General features: G+C 66.7%; 9 protein-coding genes. All 9 read left to right on the top strand.

Annotated elements, in window-relative coordinates; translation table 11 throughout:
* On the top strand, positions 1–14,587 hold a 14,587-nt coding region (locus WF331_RS04795), incomplete at its 5' end, for a BapA/Bap/LapF family large adhesin (protein ID WP_340622690.1).
* Positions 14,588–14,650: 63 nt separating this feature from the next.
* On the top strand, positions 14,651–16,087 hold the full coding sequence (locus WF331_RS04800) for a TolC family outer membrane protein (protein ID WP_016501435.1): 1,437 nt from the start codon (positions 14,651–14,653) through the stop codon (positions 16,085–16,087).
* A complete protein-coding gene (locus WF331_RS04805) occupies positions 16,084–18,252 on the top strand; it encodes a type I secretion system permease/ATPase (RefSeq protein WP_016501436.1) in 2,169 nt (722 codons plus the stop codon). The genes WF331_RS04800 and WF331_RS04805 overlap by 4 nt, the downstream gene beginning before the upstream one ends.
* Entirely contained in the window at positions 18,249–19,433 is a 1,185-nt protein-coding gene (locus WF331_RS04810; RefSeq protein WP_016501437.1) for an HlyD family type I secretion periplasmic adaptor subunit, read from the top strand. The genes WF331_RS04805 and WF331_RS04810 overlap by 4 nt, the downstream gene beginning before the upstream one ends.
* A gap of 204 nt (positions 19,434–19,637) precedes the next feature.
* Positions 19,638–20,537, top strand: a complete 900-nt coding sequence (locus tag WF331_RS04815) for a chemotaxis protein (RefSeq protein ID WP_016501438.1) — start codon at positions 19,638–19,640, stop codon at positions 20,535–20,537.
* Positions 20,538–20,625: 88 nt separating this feature from the next.
* Positions 20,626–20,937, top strand: coding sequence for a hypothetical protein (locus WF331_RS04820; protein ID WP_016501439.1), 312 nt, complete (start codon positions 20,626–20,628; stop codon positions 20,935–20,937).
* Positions 20,934–21,668 carry a YkgJ family cysteine cluster protein gene (locus WF331_RS04825; RefSeq protein WP_284395727.1) on the top strand — a complete coding sequence of 245 codons (735 nt, stop codon included), beginning with the start codon at positions 20,934–20,936 and terminating at the stop codon, positions 21,666–21,668. Before WF331_RS04820 ends, WF331_RS04825 begins: the two co-directional genes overlap by 4 nt.
* Before the next feature lie 255 nt (positions 21,669–21,923).
* Positions 21,924–23,087 (top strand): efflux RND transporter periplasmic adaptor subunit, encoded by a 1,164-nt coding sequence (locus WF331_RS04830; RefSeq protein ID WP_284395729.1) that lies wholly within the window; start codon positions 21,924–21,926, stop codon positions 23,085–23,087.
* Positions 23,084–26,176 carry a multidrug efflux RND transporter permease subunit gene (locus WF331_RS04835; protein ID WP_049277260.1) on the top strand — a complete coding sequence of 1,031 codons (3,093 nt, stop codon included), beginning with the start codon at positions 23,084–23,086 and terminating at the stop codon, positions 26,174–26,176. Before WF331_RS04830 ends, WF331_RS04835 begins: the two co-directional genes overlap by 4 nt.
* Positions 26,177–26,182 lie beyond the last annotated feature (6 nt).

The following is a 26,182-nucleotide window of genomic DNA, read 5'->3' on the forward strand; positions in this document are numbered from 1 at the left end:
GACCGAACTGGCCGTCAGCGCTGACGGCAGCGTCCTGACTGGCCGCGCCGAACCGGGCAGCACCGTGCGTATTCTGGCCGCCGACGGCACCGAACTGGGCACGGCCGTGGTCAGCCCGACCGGCGTGTTCAGCATCAACCTTGCTCCGCCACAGGTAGACGGTGAAGTCTTGCAGGCCACTGCGACGGATGCCGCTGGCAACACATCACCCACCAGCGCGGTGACCGCGCCGGACATTGACGGCGTCGACACCACGCCACCGGCAGCCCCGACCAACCTGGTAATCGGCCTGGCCGGCAGCCAACTGAGCGGGCGCGGCGAACCCGGCACCACCGTACAGGTACGCGATGCAGCAGGTACTGTGCTGGCCACCGGCACTGTCGCTGCCGATGGCAGCTTCGCAATTACCCTTACCCCTGCGGTTACCGACGGCAGCGCGCTGCAAGTCACCCTGACCGACGCCGCTGGCAACGTCTCGCAACCCGGCTCGGTCACCTCGCCGGACCTGCAGGCCCCTGCCCAGCCCACCGAGCTGACCCTGGCTGACGGCGTGACCTTCACCGGTCGCGGCGAACCCGGTGCCACCGTGCAAGTCCGTAATGCCGCCGGCACCGTCGTCGGCACCGGCATCGTCGGTGCCGATGGCCTGTTCAGCATTACCCTTGCGCCCGCCCAGGCCAATGGCGAAGCCCTGGATGTACGCCTGGTGGATACCGCCGGCAACAGCTCTGCCCCGCTGCAGTTCGATGCACCGGACATCACCCCGCCGGCTGCGGTCAGCAACATCGTGGTCGGCAACGACGGCCTGGCCCTGAGTGGTCGCGGCGAAGCCGGCGCCACCGTCGAAGTGCGTGATGCCAACGGCGCCGTGATCGGCACCGGTGTGGTCGCCGCTAACGGCACCTTCCTTATCAACCTCGACCCAGCGGTGCAGCCAGGTGAGCAACTGAGCCTGGTGCAGACCGACCCGAGCGGCAACGCTTCCACAGCGCTGCAGTTCGAAGTGCCGCTGACCACCGCCCCGGCAAGCCCCAGCGACCTGGTGTTCGCCGAAGACGGCAGCAGCATCAGCGGCACGGCACCTGCCGGCACTCGCGTGGAAGTACATGATGCCAACGGCACGCTGATTGGCAGCATCGTGGCTGGCCCTGACGGCAGCTTCACCGTGGTCCTCGACCCGGCCCAGGCCAATGGCGAACTGCTGGACGTGGTGGCCATCGACGATGCTGGCGTGTCCTCCCTGCCAACACAGATCACCGCACCGGACATCACCGCACCTGCCGCCCCGAGCGAACTGGCCGTCAACGCTGACGGTACGGTAGTCACCGGCCGTGCCGAACCGGGCAGCACAGTGCGTGTGCTGGCCGCCGATGGCACCACCGTGCTGGGTAGCGTGGTGGTGGGCGCCACGGGCAGCTTCAGCATCACCCTGGACCCGGCACAGGTCGACGGCGAAGTGCTGCAAGTCACCGCCACCGATGCGGCAGGCAACACCTCGACCGCTGGCTCGGTTACCGCGCCAGACATCGACGGGGGCGATACCACGCCACCTGACGCACCGACCAACTTGGTGATCGGCCTCGCCGGCAGCCAGTTGAGCGGGCGTGGCGAGGCCGGGACCACCGTGCAGGTGCGCGATGCCGCAGGCACTGTACTGGCAACCGGGACCGTCGGCCCGGATGGAACCTTCGCGGTAACCTTGTCCCCTGCCGTGAACGACGGCAGCACATTGCAAGTCACCCTCACCGATACCGCTGGCAACGTCTCGCAACCGGGCTCGGTCGCCTCGCCAGACCTGCAAGCCCCGACACAGCCGACCGAACTGGCCTTGGCCGATGGCGTCACCTTCACTGGCCGCGGCGAACCTGGCGCCACGGTGCAAGTGCGCAATAGCGCCGGTAACGTGATTGGTACCGGCCTGGTCAACGCAGACGGCACCTTCAGCGTCACCCTGTTCCCGGCCCAGGCCAATGGCGAGGCGCTGGACGTGCGGTTGGTGGATACCGCTGGCAACAGCTCTGCACCGCTGCAGTTCGATGCACCGGACATCACCCCGCCTGCTGCTGTCAGCAATGTCGTGGTCGGTACCGGTGGCCTGGCGCTCAGCGGTCGCGGCGAAGCCGGTGCCACCGTCGAAGTGCGTGATGCCCTCGGCACTGTCATCGGCACCGCCACGGTCGGCGCCAACGGCACCTTCGTGGTCAATCTCGACCCGGCGGCCCAACCGGGCGCCGCACTGAGCCTGGTACAGACTGACCCGAGCGGCAATGCGTCCGAAGCCTTGCAGTTCGAGGTGCCCCTGACCCCTGCCCCGGCCAGTCCAAGCGACCTGGTAGTGGCCGCGAATGGCACCAGCATCACGGGTGCTGCACCGGCCGGCAGCCGCGTGGAAGTACGCGATGCCAACGGCAACCTGGTCGGCAGCGTGGTGGTGGGCGCCGAAGGCACCTTCACCGTCATCCTCAACCCGGCCCAGGCCAACGGCGAGCTGCTGGATGTGGTCGCCATCGACGGCACCGGGGCATCGTCCCTGCCGGTGCAGATCAGTGCGCCGGATATCACCGCCCCGACCGCCCCGAGCGAACTCGCGATCAATGCCAACGGGACCGTCGTCACCGGCCGTGCCGAAGCGGGCAGCACCGTGCGTGTGCTGGCCGCCGATGGCACTACCGTGCTGGGCACGGCGGTAGTGGGCGCCACGGGCAGCTTCAGCATCACCCTCAGCCCCGCACAGGTGGACGGTGAAGTGCTGCAAGTCACCGCCACCGACGCCGCCGGCAATGCTTCCAGCGCCGGTAGTGTCACGGCCCCAGACATCGACGGTGTCGATACCACCCCACCCCAGGCCCCGACCAACCTGGTTGTCGGCCTCGCCGGTGGCCAGTTGAGCGGCCGTGGCGAAGCGGGCGCCAGCGTGCAAGTACGCGATGCCCAGGGCAACGTGCTGGCCAACGGTACGGTCAACCCGGATGGCACCTTCCAGATCACCCTGGCCCCGCCGGTGAACGATGGCAGTACCCTGCAAGTGGTGCTGACCGATGCCGCCGGCAATGCCTCCACCCCTGGCACGGTGGCCACCCCAGACCTGCAGGCCCCCGCCCAGCCGACCGGCCTGGACCTGGCCGGCGGCGTTACCTTGACCGGTAGCGGTGAAGCTGGCGCTACCGTGCAGGTGCGCGACGCCTCGGGCAACGTGATCGGCACTGGCGTGGTCAACCCGAACGGCAGCTTCAGCGTGACCCTGTCCCCTGCCCAGGCCAATGGCGAAGTCCTCGACATCCGCCTGGTGGACGCCGCGGGTAATATCTCGACCCCATTGCAGTTCGATGCGCCTGATACCACGCCGCCCGCCGCAGTCAGCAACATCGTGGTCGGTGCAGACGGCCTGACCCTGAGCGGTCGCGGCGAAGCCGGGGCCACCGTCGAAGTACGCGACGTCAATGGCACCGTGATCGGCACTGGCACGGTGACCGCCAACGGCACCTTCCTGCTCGACCTGGACCCGGCCGCGTTGCCGGGCGAGCGCCTGAGCCTGGTGCAGACCGACGCCAGCGGCAATGCCTCCGGGGCCTTGACCTTCGACGTACCGCTGGTGGCCACACCGGCCAGCCCGAGCGACCTGGTAGTCGCTGCGGATGGCACCAGCGTCAGCGGGTCCGCGCCGGTCGGCAGCCGCGTGGAAGTGCATGATGCCAACGGCGCCGTGGTCGGCAGCATCGTGGTGGGTGCCGAGGGCACCTTCACCGTGGTGCTCAACCCGGCCCAGGCCAACGGCCAGTTGCTGGACGTGGTCGCCATCGACAACAACGGGGCTTCGTCACTGCCGGTACAAGTGACCGCGCCGGATATCACCGCACCTGCCGCACCAAGCGAACTCGCTGTCAGCGCCAATGGCAGCGTGGTGACCGGGCGTGCAGAAGCCGGCAGCACCGTGCGCGTGCTGGCAGCCGACGGCACTACCGTGCTGGGCAGCGTCGTGGTGGGTGCCGGCGGTACGTTCAGCATCGGCCTCACCCCGCCACAAGTGGCGGGCGAGCAGTTGCAGGTGACCGCCACCGATACCACAGGCAACGCCTCCACAGCCGGCACCGTCACTGCACCGATCATTGATAACGGCGGTGATACCACGCCACCGGCGCCAGCCTCCCAACTGGCCATCAGCGATGATGGCCGCACGGTCTCCGGCCGTGGTGAAGCAGGCACCACCGTGGAAGTGCGCAACGATCAGGGCCAGGTGCTGGTAAGCGGCACCGTGCAACCGGATGGCACCTTCAATGTGCAACTGCCAACCCCGGTGGTGGATGGCTCGTCGCTGCAAGTGACCCTGACCGATGCTGCCGGCAACGTCTCTACACCTAGCCCACTGACGGCGCCGGATCAGGTAGCACCGCTGCAACCAGCCGACCTGGTGCTGAGCAATGGCGACAGCCTGGTCGGCACTGCAGAAGGGGGCGCCCGGGTGGAGGTGAAAGATGCCTCGGGCAACCTGATCGGCAGCGCCATTGTAGGGCCAGATGGCAGCTTCAGCCTGACCCTCGACCCGCCACAGGCCAATGGCGAAACCCTGTCCATCACTGTGACCGATGCGGCAGGCAACACCTCGGTGCCGCTGAGCTATGTGGCGCCGGACATCACCGCACCGGCGATCGTCACCGACGTGGTGGCAGGCGATGGCAGCCTGGCCGTGTCTGGCCGCGGTGAGCCCGGTGCCACGGTGGAAGTGCGCGATACCCAAGGTGTCGTGCTTGGTTCTGGCATCGTGGCGCCCAATGGCACCTTCGTGGTTGACCTGGAAGCACCGCTGACCGCAGGTGAGAACATCGTGCTGGTGCAGACCGATGCCGCCGGCAATACCTCGGCAGGGGTCAGTGTGACCGTTGCCGATACCCCGCTGCCCGAAAGCCCGAGCGGCGTGGTGGTTGCCGGCGACGGTTCCAGCGTTTCCGGTACGGCACCGGCCGGTACGCAGGTGCAAGTGCGTGACGCACAGGGCAATGTCCTGGGCAGCGTTGAAGCCGGCCAGGACGGCAGCTTCACCATCGGCCTGAGCCCGGCCCAGGCCAATGGCGAGACCCTGGATGTGGTGGCGGTTGATGGCGCTGGCAACAGCTCGCTGCCGACCCAGATCACCGCCCCCGATATCACCCCGCCCAATGAAGCCAGCGAACTGCAACTGAGTGCCGATGGTGGCCTGCTCACCGGCCGCGGCGAACCGGGCACCACCGTGCAGGTCATCAGCGCCGACGGCACTGTGCTGGGCAACGCCCAGGTCGGTAACGACGGTGTGATCAGCGTGGTCCTGAACCCACCGCAGACCGACGGTCAGGAACTGGACGTGGTGCTGCGCGACGCAGCCGGCAATACTTCGAGCGCCACTATCATGGCGCCCGACACAGACGGCCCACTGCAACCCTCGGGGCTGGCCATCGATACCGCTGGCATTCACCTCACCGGCCAAGGCCAGAACGGTTCCATCGTCACCGTGCGCGACGCCGATGGCAACGTGCTGGGCATCGCCACCGTAGGCGCCGACGGCCGCTTCGATGTCACCCTCAACGCACCGCAGCGCAATGGTGAAAGCCTCACAGTCGAAGCCACTGACAACCTGGGCAACAGCGCAGGGCCCGTAGACTTCACTGCACCCGACTCCACCCCTCCGCAAGTGGTCACCACCCCGGCCATCGATGGCACCGGCACCACGGTCACCGGCAACGGCGAACCGGGCGCCACCGTTACCGTGCGCGGACCGGACGGCAGCGTGCTGGGCAGCACCGTGGTCGGCACTGGCGGCGCATTCGAAATCACCCTCGATACGCCGCAGACCAACGGCCAGGCACTGACCGTGGAGCAACGCGACCCGGCTGGCAACCTGTCAGCGGCGGTCGACTTGCCAGCACCGGATACCCAGGCACCCGATATACCCACCGGCCTGATTCTGGCTGGCGACGGCAGCAGCCTGAGCGGCAGCGGCGAGCCTGGTGCGCAGGTGACCGTGACCGGCACGGGTGGCGCAGTACTGGGTACCGCAACGGTCCAGCCTGACGGTACCTTCCAGGTGACAATCGACCCGCCACAGCTCAATGGCCAGACGCTGTCTGTCACCCAGGCCGACAATACTGGCAACGACTCGCTCGCTGGCACCGTCACTGCACCTGACCTCGAGGCACCGCTGCCGGCACAAGGCCTGGGCCTTGACCCTACCGGCACAGTGCTCAGCGGGCAGGGTGAGGCTGGCAGCACCGTAGAGGTACGCAACGCTGCAGGCGACCTGCTGGGCACCATACCGGTGAATCCGGACGGCACGTTCGAAGTGACACTTGCCCCCGCCCAGACCAACGGTGAAGTGTTGTCGGTGGTGCTGATCGATGGCGGCGGCAATGCCTCGCCGTCGGCCACCTTCACCGCTGATGACAGCACTGCGCCCACTGCGCCTGCGGGCCTTTCCATTACCCCGGGCGGCAGCGCCATCCAGGGTACCGGTGAGGCAGGTTCCACGGTAGAAGTGCGGCTTGCCGACGGCACGTTGATAGGCACCATCGTCGTATCGGCAGGTGGCAACTTCACAGTGCCACTGTCGCCCGCCCAACTGGACGGCCAGGCCCTCGATGTGACGCTGATCGACGCCGCCGGCAATACCTCGGAACCCGGCCAGATCTTCGCTCCGGACATCACGCCACCGGCACTGCCCACCGACGTGGTCGTCAATGGCGATGGCACTGCTGTGACTGGTAACGCACCTGGCGCCAGTTCGGTGACCGTGAGCGATGGGGCCGGCAATGTGATCACTGTGCCGGTCAACCCGGACGGCAGTTTCAGCGTGCCGCTGGATACCCCGCAGAACAACGGCCAGACCGTGACCGTGGTGGTGACCGACGCCGCCGGTAACGACTCGGCGCCGGTCTCTGTCACCGCCCCGGACACCACCGACCCACTGCCGGCCACCGGCATTAGCGTGAGCCCGGACGGCGGCACTGTCGGCGGCACTGCCGAACCTGGCAGCACTGTAGAAATCCGCAACCCCGATGACACCGTGCGCGGCACAGTGACCGTAGGGCCGGACGGTACCTTCGTGGTGCCGGTCGACCCGCCGCTCACAACTGGCGAGACCGTGGCTGTGGTGGTGATCGACCCTGCCGGCAATGAGTCACCCGAGGTGCCAGTAGCTGGCCCTACAGGCACGGAAGTGGCCACACCGTCGGCCCTTGCCATCAGCGCCGACGGCTTCCTGCTGACCGGCCAAGGTACGGTCGGCTCGCTGATTACCGTGACTTCCGGGGGCACCACCCTGGGTACCGCCACAGTTGGCAGCGACGGCACCTTCCGTGTGTTCTTCCAGAATGCCCAGCTCAACGCCCAGACCTTGCAGGTCAGTGCCAAGGCTACCGTCGATGGCGAGCCTTCGGTGCCGGCCATCGTCGTGGCCAATGACACCACGGCACCGAACGCGCCGGCCCAGGTCACCCTCAACGCCACCGGCAGCACGCTGACCGGCCAGGGCGAAGTGGGCGCAACCGTGCGCGTGACAGACGCCCAAGGCACGTTGCTGGGGACTGCCACCGTCGGCAGCAATGGCCTGTTCAGCGTCAGCTTCACCCCGGCCGTGGCCAATGGGCAGAACCTGATCGTGACCCAGGCAGACGCTGCCGGTAACGTTTCGCTCGCGGCCACCCTGCAGGCGCCCGACCTGCAAGCACCGCTGGCGGCCAGCAACCTCAGCCTGAACAGCGCGGCTACCGTGCTCAGCGGCCAGGGCGAAGCCGGCGCCACAGTGACCATTCGCGATGCCAGTGGCGCCATCCTGGCCACCGGCACCGTCAACCAGAGCGGCCAGTTCCAGGTCACCCTGCCCAACGCGCAAGTCACCGGCAGCCCGCTGCAGGTCACTCTCAGCGATGCTGCCGGCAACGTCTCCGGGCCGGCCAACCTCGCCACGCCAGACCGCACGCCACCCGCCGCCATCACCAACCCGGCCTTGAGCCAGGACGGCCGGCAGCTGTCCGGCAGCGGTGAAGTGGGCGCTACGGTGCAAGTGCGCAACGCCGCCGGCAGCGTGCTAGGCACCGCCACGGTGGGCGCCGACGGTCGTTTCACGGTGACCTTCGACACCCCGCAAGCCAACGGCCAGGCTATCGGCGTCACGCAAGTGGATGCCGCCGGCAACACGTCGCCAGCAGTCAATGTGACGACCCCGGACCTGACCCCACCCGCGCCGCTGACCAACGTGGCGTTGAACAACAACGGCCTGACCCTGACCGGCCTGGGCGAAGCCGGCGCCACAGTCACCGTACGCGGCCCGGATGGCACCATCATCGGCACCGGCCTGGTGGCGGCCAATGGCAGCTTTACCCTCACACTCAACAGTGCCCAGCTCAACGCCCAGCACCTGAGCGTTACGCAAACCGACGCGGGCAACAACACCTCCCCCGCCGTGGCAGTTACCGCGCCGGACTTCACCCCGCCTGCGGTACCCACCGCACTCGCCCTGTCCGGTACCGGGCTGCAACTGACTGGTAACGCCGAAGCCGGCAGCACCGTGACCGTACGCGATGCCAGCGGCAACGTGCTGGGCACGGCGGTAGCCGGCAGCAACGGCACCTTCCAGGTCGCCCTGAACAGTGCCCAGACCAATGGCCAGCCCCTGCAGGTGACCGCCACCGATGCAGCCGGCAACGTGTCGCCGACCGCGCCTTACACCGCAGCCGACACCACGCCGCCAGCCGCCGTGACCAACCTGGCGGTTTCCGCCAGTGGCGCCACCCTGACAGGTAATGGCGAAGCAGGCGCAACCGTGACCGTGCGGGCACCTGACGGTACCGTGCTGGGCACCGCCACAGTGGCAGCCGACGGCCACTTCAGCGTGCCCCTGTCGCCGGCGGCGATCACGGGTGAAAGCCTGAACGTGGTCCAGGCCGATGCCGCACAGAACGTCTCCCCTGGGCAAAGCGTCACTGCGCCGGGTGTTCTGGCACCGGCTACACCGGACAACCTGGTACTGGCCGCCGACGGCCTATCGGTGACCGGCACGGCCGACGCGGGCAGCACAGTCAAGGTGTATGGCCCCAACGGCGTATTGCTGGGCAGCAGCCCGGTCGCCAACGACGGTACCTTCACTGTCAACCTGGGCAGTGCACAGGCCAATGGTGAAGTGCTGCAGGTCAGCGCAACGGGCACCGATGGCACCATATCGCTGCCTGCCACCTTGCAGGCACCGGACACCACGGCACCGCAACCACTGACCAACCTGGTGCTGTCCAACGACGGCCTTGTCCTCAGTGGCCGCGGCGAGGCAGGTGCCACCGTTACCGTGCTTGGCGAAGGCGGTATCGAGCTGGGTACTGCCGTGGTCGATGCCAGCGGCAACTTCAGCGTCAACCTGGGCGCCGCACAGATCAACGGCGAACAGCTCAGCGCCAGCCAGTCCGATGTGGCCGGCAACGAGTCCAACAGCGTCAGCCTGATCGCCCCTGACCGCGTCGCCCCGGATGCTGCCGGCAACCTGGCCTTCACCGGGGGTGGCAGCCTGCTCGACGGTACCGGCGAAGCAGGTGCCGCCGTGCGGGTGCTCGCCGCCGATGGTTCGGTGCTGGGCAGTGCAACGGTGCGCGCCGACGGCACCTTCCAGGTCAACCTCGCATCGCCTCAGGCCAACGGCCAGCAAGTGCAAGTGGTACTGACCGACGCGGCTGGCAACCAGTCTGCCGCCAGCGCCATCACCGCACCCGACACCACGCCGCCAACGGCACCTGCCGAACTGGCCGTTTCCGGGGATGGCGTCACCCTCACCGGCCGTGGCGAAGCAGGCGCGCTGGTGACCGTGACCAACCCGGCCGGCGACGAAATCGGCAGCGCCATCGTCGATGCCAGCGGCCACTTCACCATCACCCTGAACCCGGCACTGGGCAACGCCGAGCTGCTCAGCTTCACCCAGGCCGATGCGGCCGGCAACGTGTCGGCAGTGGCAACCCTGCAAACCCCGGACTTCACCCCGCCAGCACCGCTCACCCAGGTGGTGATCAACGCCGACGGCAGTGTGGTCAGCGGCCAAGGCGAAGCCGGCGCGACGGTAATCGTGAGCAACGGCGCCGGTACCGTACTGGGCACAGGTACCGTGCTTGCCGACGGTAGCTTCCGCGTCGAACTGTCACCCGCGCAAATCAACAACCAGTTGCTGTCGGTGCTGCAGGCCGACCCACCCGGCAACGTCAGCCTGCCGGTCAGCGTACTGGCGCCGGACCACACGCCACCTGCGGCGGCAACCGAGCTGCGGCTCAATGCGGCTGGCGACGAGCTGGGCGGGGTCGGCGAAGTGGGCGCCACCGTGCGCGTCTTCGTCGGTACCACGCAGATCGGTACCGGCACAGTGGGCGCCGACGGCACCTTCATCGTCGAGCTTGATGGCGCGCAGCTCAACGGCCAGGTGCTGCAGGTAACCCTGACCGATGCAGCCGGCAACATCTCGCCAATCAGTTCGGTCACGGCGGTTGACACCACGCCACCGGCCACCGTGATCGCCACCATCAACGACAGCGGTACCCAGGTGATCGGTACTGCCGAAGCCGGCACGCGTGTCACCGTGGTCAACAACAACGGCGACCTGCTGGGCCAGGTGACGGTCGACCCGGACGGCACTTTTGTCCTCAACCTGAACAACCCGCAGATCAACGGCGAAGTCCTCACCGTCATCGCCCAGGACACCACCGGCAACCCGTCGGCGCCCCTGCAGGTGAACGCGCCAGACCTCACGGCGCCAGTGCAACCCGATAACCTGTTGCTCAACCCGGCAGGCACGTCGATGACCGGTACGGCAGAAGCCGGCACCACCATCACGGTGCGTGACCCGAACAACAACGTCGTAGGCACCGTGGAAGTGGGTGCAAACGGCCAGTTCACCGTGCCGATCAACCCGCCGCAGAACAACGGCCAGTTACTCACGGTGGTGTCCACGGACGATGCGGGCAACGCCTCGGTGGTTGTGCCCTATCAGACCAACGACACTTCACCGCCTGGGCTGGTCACCGACATGGCCATCAACAACACGTTCGATGTGCTGACCGGCAAGGGCGAGCCTAATGCCACCGTCACCATCAGCCGCGGCGGATCGGTGATCGGCACTGGCACGGTAGATGCCGCGGGTAACTTCCAGATAACGCTGGTGCCGGCGGCGGGCTCGCTCGCAACCTTGGCAGTGACGCAATCCGACGGCATCAATACCTCTGCGGTCGCCACGTACATCACACCACTGATCGCGCCGCCAGTGCCCCCCACCAACGTGACGCTGGGCAGCGACGGGCTGACCTTGGCCGGTAATGCGCCTAGCGGCGTGGGCATCCGCGTCTACGATGCCGCAGGCAACCTGATCGGCACAGGCGGCGCTACCCTGAACGGCACCTTTACCCTGACGCTGAACACAGCGCAGCTCAACGGCCAGCATATTTCGGTGACTGCTGTAGCACTGGTGGGCGGCGAATCGCAGCCGACCTTCCTGCAAGCCGCCGACATCACGCCACCGGCCAACCCACTGGTGACCGGGCTGTCTCTGAACGGCCTGGTGCTGACCGGCACCGGTGAAGCAGGGGCGACGGTGACCGTGCGCGACGCCAGCAACAACGTGCTCGGCACGGCGGTGGTAAATGGCGGTGGCGTGTTCACCGTCAACCTGAACGCCGCACAGCTCAACGGCCAGGTACTGGGCGTGAGCCAGGCCGATGCTGCGGGCAATGTGTCGGGCAGTACCAGCTACACCGCCACAGACGTGCAACCGCCTGCAACACCGACCAACGTCACCATCAACGGCGCGGGCACGGTGCTCACCGGTAACGGTGAAGCGGGCGCCACCGTTACGGTCCAAGGCCCCAACGGCCAGGTCGGTACCGGTGTGGTGCAAGCCAATGGCACCTTCACCATCACACTGACCTCGCCACAGAACGACGGGCAACTGCTGGTGGTGCGCCAGGCCGATGCTGCGGGCAACTTGTCCGGTAGCACCAGCGTGACCGCACCGGATACCACCCCGCCAGCCGCCCCGCTGGCCACCATCAACGCCAACGGCACCTCGGTCAGCGGTTCTGGCCAGATCGGCAGCACGGTCACCGTGCGCAACAGCGCCGGCACCGTGCTGGGGACTGCAACGGTGGGCAGCAACGGCCTGTTCGTGGTCAGCCTGACTGCGGCGCAGATCGACAACCAGGCGCTCAGCGTCACCCTCACCGACAGCGCCGGCAACATCTCCACCGGCACTGGGCTGACCGCACCAGACCTGACCCCGCCTGCGGCTGCCGGCAACCTGCTGATAAGTGCCGACGGCGGTACCCTGACCGGTACTGGCGAAGTGGGTGCCACCGTAACCGTACGCAGCGCCAGCGGTACCGTACTGCAAACCACGACGGTGCAGCCGAACGGCACCTTTACCGTGACCCTGAGCCCGCCTCAGGACAACGGCCAGATCCTCTCGGTGACCCTCAGTGACCCGCGCGGCAACGTGTCGGGCAACGTCAACGTCACCGCGCCGGATGTGGATGCCAACGCGCCAGTCATCGCCAGCGACAACCTGGCCACGGCCACGGTCAACCTGGCAGCGGTCAGTGCCACCAAGACCTACACCGACAGCTTCACCACGCTGCTATCGGGCTTCTCCAAGACCTACACCTGGACGGTGGCGGCAGGCACCACGGCCGACCCGACCCTCACACTGACCACCAACAGCGTGCTGGCGCTGCTCAACAACACCAGCTTCACCCTGCAGGTAAAAGACGCCAGCGGCGCCTGGGTGACCATCGCCACCGGCAACACGCAGGGCCTACTGGACCTGATCGTGCTGCCGATCGGCTTGCAGGTGGACATTGGCGTGCTGCAAGCCGGTGACTACCGGCTGACCGTGGGCAGTGGCGGCATCGGCCTGGTGACCAACGTGAGCACCTCGCTGGACATCACCTCCACCAGCCTGACCCAGTTCACCGGCACCGGCACGGCCACCTCGGGCAACGTCATCACCGACGTGGGCACCGATGGCGCGGTGGATGCCCGTGGCCCGGACAGCGCCGCCGTGCTGCAAGTGCTGAAAAACGGCAGCTATGTCTCGGCCGGTACTTCGACCACGGTCCAGGGCCAGTACGGCACCCTGGTGATCAGTGCCGATGGCAGTTACACCTACACGCCTAACGGCAGCCCGAACAGTGTCGGCAAGGTGGACGTGTTCAGCTACCAGCTGGTGCACCCGAACGGCTTGTCCGATACCGCCAACCTGTACGTGCGCATCGACAGCCCGCAAGCCACGGAGGTCTGGAGCAACACCAACTACGCTGCACCGGCCACGGTGGTCGACGCAGTCAACGATGTCGGTACCAGCCACGTCACCCTGGCCAACCGCGTGGACACCAGCAGCAGCACCCTGGGCTCGCTGAGCCTGCCGGTGATCGGTACCCGCCAGGCCACCTACACCACCACGGTTGCCGCCGATACCACGGCCAACCTGCAGGTGGTGGTCAACTCCACCAACCTGTTGAGCCTGCTCAACGGCACCACCATCGAGCTGCTCAAGCTCAACCCGGCCACCGGCCAGTATGTGCTGGTGCAGTCGGTCCCGGGGGGTTCGCTGATCAGCCTGCTGGGTGGCGGCGCGGGGTATACCTTCCAGAACCAGGGGGCTGGCACCTACCACGTGCGTGTCACCGCCGGCGGCATCGGCCTGCTCAGTTCCATCACCACCAGCCTCAACGCCACCACCACGCACCTGACCGAGTTCGTGGTCAGCGGCGCGACGGCAGCCACCGGCAACCTGCTGAGTGACGACAACGTCGGTTCGGCACTGACCGTGCTGAGCGTGCTGACAGCGGCCAACACCTACACCATCCCGGGCTACAACGGGGTGAGCGTGGCCGGCACCTACGGCACGCTGCTGGTGCATGCCGACGGCAGCTACACCTACACCCTCAACCCGGGGCTTACCTCGGCGGTGGTCGGCCAGCACGACACCTTCACCTACGAGCTGACCCACCCGAACGGCACCACCGACACGGCAACGCTGACCGTCAACCTGGACAATGCTGCCGGCCTCACCACCTTCACTTCGCTGCAGGCCGACACCGGTGACGAGGCAGTAGCGCTGGCCAGCCTGGCAGCCGCCACCGATGTGATCGCCGGTACCGACGGCAACGACCACCTCGATGGCAGCCAGGGTGGCCACATCACCCTGCAGGGTGGTGCAGGTAACGACACGCTGGTGGTGGTCGACCAGAACTTCGCCAGCGTCGAGGGCGGCACCGGTACCGACACCCTGCTGTGGGGCGGCGGCGATGCCAGCATCGACCTGGGCAACCTGGCCGGGCGCGTGCACGACATCGAAGTCATCGACCTCAACGACACCAGTTCGGTGGCGCTGACGCTCAACCTGGCGGACGTGGTGGCAATCACCGAAACCGGCACCGACACACTCATCATCAAAGGGGACGACAAAGACTCGGTTCACATGACGGACAACTGGACGCTGGTCGGGAACCAAACTGCCGACGGTATCGACTATAACCAATACACGGCCCAGGAGGATCCAAGCCATCACCTGTGGGTGCAGAACGGTATCCATGTGGTCTGAGGCCGCTGCAAACCCGCCGGGCAAATGCCCGGCGGCAAGGACGACCAGCAGTAAGGGAACTATGTGAAGCGAAGCAGTCCGCTGTCACCGCTGTTGCTGGGAGCCTTCGGGCTCCTGGCTCTGAACTTCCACCCGGTTGCCCAGGCAGCCGATGACATAGACCCCCAACTGCGCCAGATCGGGCCATCGCTGTTACGCGATGCGCCCGAAGCGGTGCCCGCACGCCCCGCCACCGGCATGGCCCCGGTCGCCAGTGGCGAGCGGCTGGGGCTGACCGACGCGGTGCTGCAGGCCGCTCAATGGCACCCCAGCATTGCCGAGGCCATCGGCAACCTCTATAAGCAGGGCGAAGGCATCAACGTCGCCCGCGCCGGGTATTACCCGCAGATTTCCGGCGGTATCCGCACCGGTTATGACACCGGTTATGGCGGCGACCGCAACAGCCAGGCGCTGAACCTGTCGCTCAAGCAGATGCTCTACGACTTCGGCAAGGTCGACAGCGCCGTCAGCGCGGCCCAGGCTGCCGCCGCGCGCGCCCAGGCCAATATCCTGCTGGTGGTCGACGACCTGGCCCGCGACACCGCTTATGCCTGGATCGAAACCCGCCGATATGAACAACTGATGACCATTGCCCGCGACCAGATTCGCGGGGTCGGTGACATTGCCGGCATGGCCCGCCAGCGCAGCGACATGGGCGCCAGCACGCGCTCCGACGTGGTGCAGGCCGAGTCCCGTGTGGAGAGCGCCCGCGCCACGCTGGAGGAATACCAGTCGCAGTACGAGCGCTGGCGTTCGACCCTGGCGGCACTGATGGGGCGCATCACCCCACCGGCGCTGGCCGAGGATTCGCCAGCAGCGCTGAACCAGGCCTGCAAGCGGCCCTCGCAAGGCGATGACCGCCTGCCTGCCGTGCTCATGGCCCTGGCCCAGCGCGCCCAGGGCCAGGCCGAGCTGGCCCAGGCCAAGGCCGAGGCCTACCCGACCTTGTCGTTGCAACCGCAGGTCAACCACTACCTGGACAACGACTACAACCGCGACAACTCACGCATGGACCGCACCCAGGCAGGCATCTACCTGAACGTCGAGGTGCCTATCTATCAAGGGGGTGCCATCAGCGCCCGCAGCCGCGCAGCCGGCCACGCCCTGACCGCCGCCGACTCCGCCGAAGACGCGGCCCGCCTGCAAGCCCGTCGCGGCCTGGCCGAGGCCATGGCACAAACCTCCGGGCTAGGCCGCCGGCTGACTTCGCTGGAAGCGCGCCAGGTCAGCATCCAGGAAGCGCGCATGCTCTACGGCCGCCAGTACCTGGACCTGGGCACGCGGCCCCTGCTCGACCTGCTCAACGCCGAGCAGGAGATCTACCAGTCACGCTTCGAACTCGCCGGCACCCGCTCCGACCTGCTGCGCCTGGATGTCGACTGCCTGTACAACACCGGCGCCCTGCGCACGGCCTTTGGCCTTGAGGGGCGCAACCTGCAAGGGGTGGAGATCCAGCCATGACCGATTCGATCAATGTGACCCTGCCTGAACAGCCCACGGCCCCCGCGGCCGAAGCGCCTCATCGACCGGACCTTGGGCCGTGGCTGGAAGTGATGCTGCAGGTGGCGCACCACTACCGCCTGGACGTGTCGCCCCAGCGTATTCGCCTGGCCGCCGTCGAGGATGCCCGGCCGCTGGATGAAATCCTTCGCCACATGGCGCGCCAGGCCGGCCTGGCCCTGCGCTTCGTGCGCTTCGACGCCAAGGGCTTGAGACAGTGGCGTACACCGCTGGTACTGGAACTGGACGATGGCCAGCTGGCGGTGGTGGAATCGGTCACCGAAGAGGACGACCTGGCGGTGGTGTTTGCCGGTGACCAGGGCCTGACCTCTCGCCTGCCCCGCGACAGCCTCAAGGGCCGCATCAACCGCGTTGCGCTGCTGCGCCCGGCGCGGCCGCTGCGCGATGTGCGCACCGATGACTACACCGCACCCTACGACCGCCACTGGTTTGCCCGCATCGTGCTGCGCGACCTGCGCCCCTATGGGCAGGTGATGGTCGCCTCGCTGGTAGCCAACGTATTGGCCCTCGCGGGGGTGCTGTTCTCGATGCAGGTGTACGACCGGGTGATCCCGGCCGAGTCGCTGCCAACCCTGTACGTGCTGTTCGGGGGTGTAGTGCTGGCGCTGGTGTTCGACTTCAGCATGCGCCTGCTGCGGCTGAAGGTGACCGACCTGCTCGGCAAACGCGCCGACCTGCGGGTGAGCGACCTGGTCTACGGGCATGCCTTGCGCCTGCGCAACTCGGTGCGGCCGAAGTCCACCGGTTCGTTCATCTCGCAACTGCGCGAGCTGGAATCGATCCGCGACCTGATCACTTCCAGCACCGCCACGGCGCTGGCCGACCTGCCGTTCTTCCTGTTGTTCCTGTTCGTGTTCTGGCTGATCGGCGGCGTGCTGGTGTTCATCCCGCTAGCCGCGCTGCTGGCCATGGTGGTGCCTGGGGTACTGGCCCAACGGCGCCTGGCGCGGCTGGCCAATGCCTCCATGCGCGAGTCGGCGCTGCGCAACGCCATGCTGGTAGAAAGCATCCAGGGCCTGGACGAGATCAAGGCACTGCAGGCCGAAGCACGCTTCGAACGGCAGTGGAACCAGTACAACGCCGCCTGCGCCCACACCAACCTACGCCTGCGCACCCTCACCAACGGCCTGGTGACCTGGACCCAGAACGTGCAGGGCGCGGTTTTTGCCGTGGTCATCGTGGTCGGCGCGCCGATGGTCATCGCCGGCGACCTTACTACCGGTAGCCTGGTGGCGGCGTCGATGCTGTCGTCACGGATGATGGCGCCACTGGCGCAACTGACCCATGTACTGACCCGCTGGCAGCAGGCCAAGGTGGCCCTGCAAGGGCTGGACAAGCTGATGCAGTCACCGGTCGACCACCCCGAAGGCGAAGCCCGCGTACACCTGCCGGCGATTCGTGGCGAGTACCGCCTGCGCCAGGCCAACTTCCGCTACAGCGAGGAGTCCCCGCCAGTGCTGAACATCGGCCAGCTGGATATCCAGCCGGGCGAGCGCATTGCCGTTCTCGGGCGCAACGGCGCCGGCAAGTCGACCCTGCTGCAAGCCCTGGGAGGGGCCATGGACCTGGTGCAAGGCGAGGTCAGCCTGGACGGCATCGCCATGGGCCACCTCGACCCGGCCGACCTGCGCCGTGACGTGGGCCTGCTGCCACAGTACGCGCGCTTGTTCCACGGCACCCTGCGGGAAAACCTCACCCTCGGCGCCGGCCAGGCCAGTGACCAGGAGCTGGTGGCCGCGCTGGCTGCCACGGGCGCGCTGGACTTCGTCCGCCGCCTGCCCAAGGGCATGGACCACCTGATCCTGGAAGGCGGCCTGGGCTTGTCCGGCGGCCAGCGCCAGGCCCTGGTGCTGTCGCGCCTGCTGGTGCGCCAGCCGCAAGTGTTGCTGCTGGACGAGCCGACTGCGTCGCTGGACGACATGACCGAGCGCAAACTGCTGGATAACCTCGAACGCTTCTGCCAGGGCCGCACCCTGGTGATCGCCACCCACCGCCTGAGCGTGCTGCAACGGGTCGACCGCATCCTGGTGCTGGACGGCGGGCGCATCGTCATCGATGACACCCGCGATGCCGCGCTGGCCAAACTGCAAGGAGCCCAGGCATGAGCAACCATGAACTCCCGGCCTCCTACCTGGATGGGCAGGACGACCAGGCGGTGTTCCGCGCCGGCCGCATCATCACCATCTGTGCCTTGATGCTGGCCGCATTCCTGGGCTGGGCCGCCTGGTTCGAGGTGACCGAAGTGTCCACCGGCACCGGCAAGGTGATCCCCAGTTCGCGGGAGCAGGTGATCCAGTCGTTCGAGGGCGGCATCGTCGCGCAGATGAGCGTTGCCGAAGGCGACCTGGTCGAGCGCGGCCAGGTGCTGGCCCAGCTCGACCCGACCAAGACCGCCTCCAGTGTCGGCGAGAGCGAAGCCAAGTACCGCGCTGCCAAGGCCAGCCAGGCACGCCTGCAGGCAGAGGTCACGGGCAAGCCGCTGACCTTCCCGGAAAGCCTGCGCGACTCGCCCGACCTGATCGACGCGGAAACCGCGCTGTACCAGACCCGCCGCCGCGGGCTGGAGCAGACCCTGGCTGGCATCCAGGACTCGCTGCAACTGGTGCGCAGCGAGCTGAAGATTACCGAGAACCTTGCAAAGATGGGCGCCTCCAGCCGGGTCGAAGTGATTCGCCTGAACCGCCAGCGTTCGGAGCTGGAGCTCAAGGCCAACGAAGCCCGCTCCGACTACCTTGTGCGTGCCCGGGAAGAGCTGGCCAAAGCCAGCGCCGAGGCCGACAGCCTGTCGGAAGTGGTCCGCGGGCGCAGTGACTCGCTTACCCGCCTGACCTTGCGCTCACCGGTGCGCGGCATCGTCAAGGACATCGAGGTCAATACCCTGGGCGGCGTGGTGCAGCCCGGTGGCCAGGTGATGAAGATCGTGCCGATGGACGAACGCCTGCTGATCGAAACCCGCATCGCCCCACGCGATATCGCCTTCATCCACCCGGATCAGGCGGCCAAGGTCAAGATCAGTGCCTATGACTATTCGGTGTATGGCGGGCTGGATGGCAAGGTGGTAGGGATCTCGCCGGACACCCTGCAGGATGAGGTGAAACCGGAAATCTACTACTACCGGGTGTTCATCCGCACCGAGCAGGACAGCTTGCAGAACAAGGCCGGCAAGCATTTTGCGATCGTGCCGGGGATGATTGCCACGGTGGATATCCGCACCGGCGAGAAGACCATCCTCGATTACCTGATCAAGCCGCTGAACCGGGCCAAGGAGGCCCTGCGCGAACGCTGATCCAGGCGTTTACACACATCACCTGTGGGAGCGGGCATGCCCGCGAACACCGGCGAAGCCGGTGCCATGTACCGCGTCGCACGCTTCGCGGGCATGCCCGCTCCCACAGGGTCCCAAGCATCCCCGGGTTCTGTGCAAAATGCCTAAAGCCCGACCAAAACAGGCCGATAACCGGTTATCCCCTGTTCCCCACCGAAGGTCACCATGGCCACGCAAAATGCCCGCGCGGACTCGTTGTCCCTGCTGCTGTTCACCCTGCGCAGCGGCAAGTTGATGGCAATCAACCTGCTCAAGGTCAGCGAAATCATCCCCTGCCCGCCGCTGACCAAGCTGCCGGAATCGCACCCCAACGTGAAAGGTGTGGCGACCCTGCGTGGCCATTCGCTGTCGGTCATCGACCTGTCACGCGCCATCGGCGAGCGGCCCCTGGAAGACCCGCAAGGCGGCTGCCTGATCGTCACTGAAATCAGCCGCTCGCGCCAAGGCCTGCATGTGCAGGCGGTCAGCCGCATCGTGCATTGCCTGAGCACCGACATCAAACCGCCGCCCTTTGCTTCGGGCAACCGCTCGTACATCACCGGCGTGACGCGGGTCGACAACACCCTGGTGCAGGTGCTGGACATCGAAAAAGTCATCCACTCCATCGCCCCACCGCAGGCCGAACCAGCTCACGGCACCCTGAGCGAAGAAGACGCCAGCCTGCTGGCCGCCGCCAACATCCTGGTGGTGGACGACAGCCAGGTGGCCCTGCAGCAGTCGGTGCACACCCTGCGCAACCTGGGCATCGAATGCCACACCGCACGCAGCGCCAAAGATGCCATCAACGTGTTGCTGGAGCTGCAAGGCACCGCCCAAGAGATCAACATCATCGTCTCCGACATCGAAATGAGCGAGATGGATGGCTACGCCTTCACCCGCACCCTGCGCGAAACCCCTGACTTCCAGCACCTGTACGTGCTGCTGCACACCTCGCTGGACAGTGCCATGAGCAGCGAGAAGGCAACCCAGGCCGGGGCCAACGCCATCCTCACCAAGTTCTCCTCGCCAGAGCTGACCGATTGTCTGGTGGTGGCCGCGCGTACCGTGGTGTTTGCCGAGCACTGATATATTAAGCGACAAACTCCCCGGCTTGCCGCCGGGGGTGAGTCGGGCATAATTCGCGCCCCTCGCAAGCAAATTGCCGGAATCACGTATGAAGTTTTTCAGCTCTATCCTGATCACCTGCGCCCTCTTCAGCGGTATCGCCCAGGCCTCCAGCAGCCAGGCCTGGAACGAGCAGCGCCAACAGATGCTCAAGGCCTGCCTGGCCGCCAGCCAGTTCAAGGATGCCCACGCCCGCGGCAAGCCCGCCGAGTTCGATGACCAGGTCGGCATGAGCGCCCTGCTGGTCGAAGGCGTCTACCCGCAGAAGCACATGCAGCAACGCACCGGCACCGAGCTGTGCCTGTACGACCGCCAGCACCAGCGTGCCTTCATCAGCGAGTGGAGCCCGGAAGCCAAGTGACCGACAGCTTGCGATTCGGTTGTACCGGCTGCGGCAAGTGCTGCACCGGGCACCACGTGCCCCTGACGCTGGCCGAGGCCCGCCGCTGGGCAGATGATGCCGGCCAGGTGATAGTGCTTATCGAGGCCTTCGTGACTGATGGCCCCGGTATGCCGCCTGAGCAGCGCGAACATGCGCTGCGCCGCTCGTACCCAGTGGCTTGCGGCCACGGCGAGGCACGCGTGTCGGTGACCTTCGCCGCGTTCAACCCTGGCCGATGCCGCAACCTCGACGACAACGACCTGTGCACCATCTACGACCAGCGCCCGTTGGTCTGTCGCATCTACCCGGTGGAAATCAACCCGCACATTCCGCTGCGCCCGGCCAGCAAGGACTGCCCGCCCGAGGCCTGGCAGCAGGGGCCGGAACTGATACACGGCACCCAACTGGTGGATGCGGAACTGGAAGCGCTGGTGCAAGCCTCGCGGCAGGCCGACCGCGATGACATTGCCGCCAAGGTGGCGGTGTGCCAGGCGCTGGGCATGACCACCAGTGCGCTCAAGGGCAATGGCTTTACCGCCTACCTGCCGGACATGGGCGCGTTTGCCACGGCGCTGGCGCGCGAGCAGTGGGATGACGATGGGCATTGGACCTTGCATGTGCAGGATGAGGCGCTGGTCGCGAGCTTGCAGGGGCTTGGTTTGCGCACTACCAGTGAAACCCCGGTGTACTACGCCTTCATCGGCTTCTAGCCGGAGCGACTTCAGAAAGCCCTCCACGGTAACTGTGGGAGCGGGCGTGCCCGCGAACACCGGCGCAGCCGGTGCCATCCACCGCGTTGTATTCTTCGCGGGCACGCCCGCTCCCACAGTCGTCCCCAGTCGCATGCCAGCAGGTGAAACTGACACGGCTGTCAGCCAGCCGTCACGCTGCCGACCCGGTTCGGGGGCTATAAGATTGAGTACAGACAACCGTTTCCCTCCCTTCTGGCCAAGGTGCCCGCACCGATGCGACGTCCGTCCCGCTCTGCCTTCCTCGCCGCCCTGGCGCTCCTGGCCCTGGTGGTAGCAGGCATCTGGTTCAGCCAGCGCCAACCCGCACCGGCTACTCGCGCGCAAACCGCCGTGCCGGTACGCGTGGTCAGCGTTGCCCAGCAGGACGTGCCGCGCTATGCCAGCGCCATCGGCTCGGTGCTGTCGCTGCACAGCGTCGAGGTCCGGCCACAAGTAGAGGGGATACTCACCCAAGTGCTGGTCAAGGAAGGCCAATGGGTCAAGCAAGGCGACCTGCTCGCCACCCTCGACGATCGCAGCATCCGCGCCAGCCTCGACCAGGCCCGTGCACAACTCGGCCAGAGCCAGGCACAGATCCAGGTGGCCGGCGTCGACCTCAAGCGCTACCGCCTGCTCAGCAGCGATGATGGCGTGTCCAAGCAAACCCTCGACCAGCAACAGGCGTTGGTCAACCAGCTGCAAGCCACGGTCAAGGGCAACCAGGCGGCCATCGCCAATGCCGAGGTGCAACTCTCCTACACCCAGATACGCTCGCCGGTAACCGGGCGCGTCGGCATCCGCAATATCGACCCCGGCAACCTGGTGCGCACCAGCGACACCCAGGGGCTGTTCAGCGTGACCCAGATCGACCCGATCGCTGTGGAGTTCTCGCTGCCGCAACAGATGCTGTCGACCCTCCAAGGCCTGCTCAAGGCGCAAACGCCTGCGCTGGTCGAGGCCTACATGGATGCCGATGGCGAGCGCAACCTGCTGGGCGCAGGCCACCTTGCGCTGATCGACAACCAGATTTCGGCCAACACCGGCACGGTGCGGGTCAAAGCCGAGTTCGACAACAAGGACGGCCTGCTGTGGCCGGGGCAACTGGTCACCGTACGGTTGCGCACGGCGATGGACGAAGACGCCCTGGTGGTGCCGCCGCCCGTGGTGCAACGCAGCATCGATGGCCACTTCGTCTACCGCGTCGACGGCGACAAGGTCACCAGCGTGCCGGTCAAGGTGCTGTACCAGGACAGCACACTGAACATCGTCGCCGGGGTAAAGGCCGGTGACCAGCTGGTGCTCGATGGCCAGTCGCGCCTCAAACCCGGCTCCAGGGTCGAGATCACCCCTGATGCCCCGGCGCCTGCCGAGATGGCCGACCGCAGGAGCCAGCCATGAACACCCGCAATGGCGTCTCGGCCTGGTGCATCGATCACCCTATCGCAACCCTGCTGCTGACCTTCGCCCTGGTGCTGCTGGGCGCCATCGCCTTCCCGCGGTTGCCCGTGGCGCCGCTGCCCGAGGCCGATTTCCCGACCATCCAGGTCACTGCCCAGCTGCCCGGTGCCAGCCCGGAAACCATGGCCTCGTCGGTGGCCACGCCGCTGGAGGTGCAGTTCAGCGCCATCCCCGGCATGACCCAGATGACCAGCAGCAGCGCGCTGGGCTCGACTACGCTGATCCTGCAGTTCACCCTCGACAAGAACATCGACACCGCCGCCCAGGAAGTGCAGGCGGCGATCAACACCGCCACCGCCCGCCTGCCCCAGGACCTGCCCAGCCCGCCCACCTGGCGCAAGGTCAACCCGGCCGACAGCCCGGTGGTAATCCTCACCGTCAGCTCTGCACAGATGCCCGGCAACGAGCTCAGCGACTACGCCGAAACCCTCCTGGCCCGCCAGCTCAGCCAGATCGACGGGGTCGGCCTGATCAACATCACCGGCCAGCTGCGCCCAGCCATACGGGTGCAGGCACAACCCGAGAAACTGGCAGCCATCGGCCTGACCCTGGCCGACGTGCGCCTGGCCATCCAGCAGACCAGCCTGAACCTGGCCAAAGGCGCGCTGTACGGCGAGCACAGCGTGTCGACCATTGCCGCCAACGACCAGCTGTTTCACCCCGAAGACTATGCCCAGCTGATCGTCAGCTACCGCAACGGCGCCCCGGTGCACCTGAAGGATGTGGCCAAGGTGATCAACGGTGCCGAGAACGCGTATGTAAGGGCCTGGTCGGGCAATCAGCCGGGGCTTAACCTGGTGATCTTCCGCCAGCCCGGCGCCAATATCGTCGACACCGTGGACCGGGTGCTCGACGCCTTGCCGCGCTTGCAGGAAATGCTGCCGGCCTCGGTTGAAGTGTCGGTGCTGCAGGACCGCACCCAGACCATCCGCAGCTCGCTGCACGAAGTCGAGCTGACCCTGATGATCGCGGTGGCGCTGGTGATCGGGGTAATGGCGCTGTTCCTGCGTCAGTGGTCGGCCACCTTCATTGTCTCCAGCGTGCTCGGCGTCTCGCTGATCGCCACGTGCGCACTGATGTACGTGTTCGGTTTCAGCCTCAACAACCTGACCCTGGTGGCCATCGTCATTGCCGTCGGCTTCGTGGTCGATGACGCGATCGTCGTGGTGGAAAACATCCATCGCCACCTGGAAGCCGGCGACGATAGCCGCACCGCAGCGCTCAAAGGCGCCGGCGAGATCGGTTTCACCGTGGTGTCGATCAGTTTCTCGCTGATCGCCGCCTTCATTCCACTGCTGTTCATGGGCGGTGTGGTGGGCCGGCTGTTCAAGGAGTTCGCCCTGACCGCCACGGCGACCATCCTGATTTCGGTGGTGGTCTCGCTGACCCTGGCTCCCACCCTTTCGGCGCTGTTCATGCGCCGCCCACCTGGCGACCACCAAGGCGGTTTCGGCCAGCGCCTGCTGGGTTGGTACGAAAAAGGCCTGGACCGCGCACTGGCCCACCGGCGGATCACGCTGGGGGTGTTCGGCATTACCCTGGCGCTGGCCGTGGCCGGCTACGTGGGCATCCCCAAAGGCTTCTTCCCGCTGCAGGACACCGGCTTCATCCTTGGCACAACCGAGGCAGCGGCGGATGTGTCCTACCCGTCGATGATCGAGAAGCACCTGGCGCTGGCGAAGATCATCGGTGACGACCCGGCAGTGCGCGCCTATTCGCACTCGGTCGGGGTGACCGGCAGCAACCAGACCATCGCCAACGGCCGTTTCTGGATCTCGCTAAAGCCCCGCGGCGAGCGCGACGTCTCGGCCAGCGAATGGATCGACCGGATCCGCCCGAAGCTGGCCCAGGTGCCGGGCATCGTCCTGTACATGCGCGCCGGCCAGGACATCAACCTCAGCTCCGGCCCGTCACGCACCCAGTACCAGTACGTGCTCAAGAGCAACGACGGGGTCGCGCTCAACCTGTGGACCCAGCGCCTGACCGACCGCCTGCGGGAAAACCCGGCGCTGCGCGACCTGTCCAACGACCTGCAACTGGGCGCCAGCGTCACCCGCATCGATATCGACCGCCAGGCCGCAGCGCGTTTCGGCCTGACCACCACCGACGTCGACCAGGCCTTGTACGATGCCTTCGGCCAGCGCCAGATCAGCGAATTCCAGACCGAGACCAACCAGTACAAGGTCATCCTCGAACTGGACGCGCAACAGCGTGGCAAGGCTGAAAGCCTCAATTTCTTCTACCTGCGCTCGCCACTGACCAACGAGATGGTGCCGCTGTCGGCCCTGGCGCATGTCGCCGCGCCAAGCACCGGGCCGCTGTCGATCAGCCACGACGGCCTGTTCCCGGCCGCCAACCTGTCGTTCAACCTGGCCCCCGGTGTGGCCTTGGGTGATGCGGTGCAGATCCTGGAACGTGCGCAGCGCGAGCTGGGTATGCCCGACTCGATCACCGGCAACTTCCAGGGCGCCGCCCAGGCGTTCCAGAGCTCGCTGTCGAGCCAGCCCTACCTGATCCTTGCCGCGCTGGTGGCGGTGTACATCATCCTCGGCGTGCTCTACGAGAGCTTCGTCCACCCGCTGACCATCATCTCCACCCTGCCCTCCGCCGGCCTGGGCGCGATCATCCTGCTGTGGGCCAGCGGGCAGGACTTCAGCATCATGGGGCTGATCGGCGTGGTCCTGCTGATCGGCATCGTCAAGAAGAACGGCATCCTGCTCATCGACTTCGCGCTCGAAGCCCAGCGCCATCACGGCATGACGCCCGAGCAGGCGATACGCCAGGCCTGCCTGGTGCGCTTCCGCCCGATCATCATGACTACCCTGGCCGCGCTGCTGGGCGCAGTGCCGCTGATGTTCGGCTTTGGCACCGGCGCCGAGCTGCGCCAGCCACTGGGCATTGCGGTGGTGGGTGGCCTGCTGGTGAGCCAGGCCCTGACGCTGTTCACCACCCCGGTCATATACTTGGCCCTGGAGCGCCTGTTCCACCGCCGCCAGGCTGCCCCTGCGGCAGCGCCAAGTGCCAGCTAGGACAAG

The sequence above is a fragment of the Pseudomonas sp. YNh genome (assembly GCF_037993085.1).
In the GTDB taxonomy this organism is placed as follows: Bacteria; Pseudomonadota; Gammaproteobacteria; order Pseudomonadales; family Pseudomonadaceae; genus Aquipseudomonas; species Aquipseudomonas putida.

What these genes read in the sequence shown, in the direction of transcription:
- WF331_RS04805 (WP_016501436.1), top strand. Translation starts at nt 16,084, where the DNA reads ATGACCGATTCGATCAATGTGACCCTGCCTGAACAGCCCACGGCCCCC.
- WF331_RS04810 (WP_016501437.1), top strand. Translation starts at nt 18,249, where the DNA reads ATGAGCAACCATGAACTCCCGGCCTCCTACCTGGATGGGCAGGACGAC.
- WF331_RS04815 (WP_016501438.1), top strand. Translation starts at nt 19,638, where the DNA reads ATGGCCACGCAAAATGCCCGCGCGGACTCGTTGTCCCTGCTGCTGTTC.
- WF331_RS04820 (WP_016501439.1), top strand. Translation starts at nt 20,626, where the DNA reads ATGAAGTTTTTCAGCTCTATCCTGATCACCTGCGCCCTCTTCAGCGGT.
- WF331_RS04830 (WP_284395729.1), top strand. Translation starts at nt 21,924, where the DNA reads ATGCGACGTCCGTCCCGCTCTGCCTTCCTCGCCGCCCTGGCGCTCCTG.
- WF331_RS04835 (WP_049277260.1), top strand. Translation starts at nt 23,084, where the DNA reads ATGAACACCCGCAATGGCGTCTCGGCCTGGTGCATCGATCACCCTATC.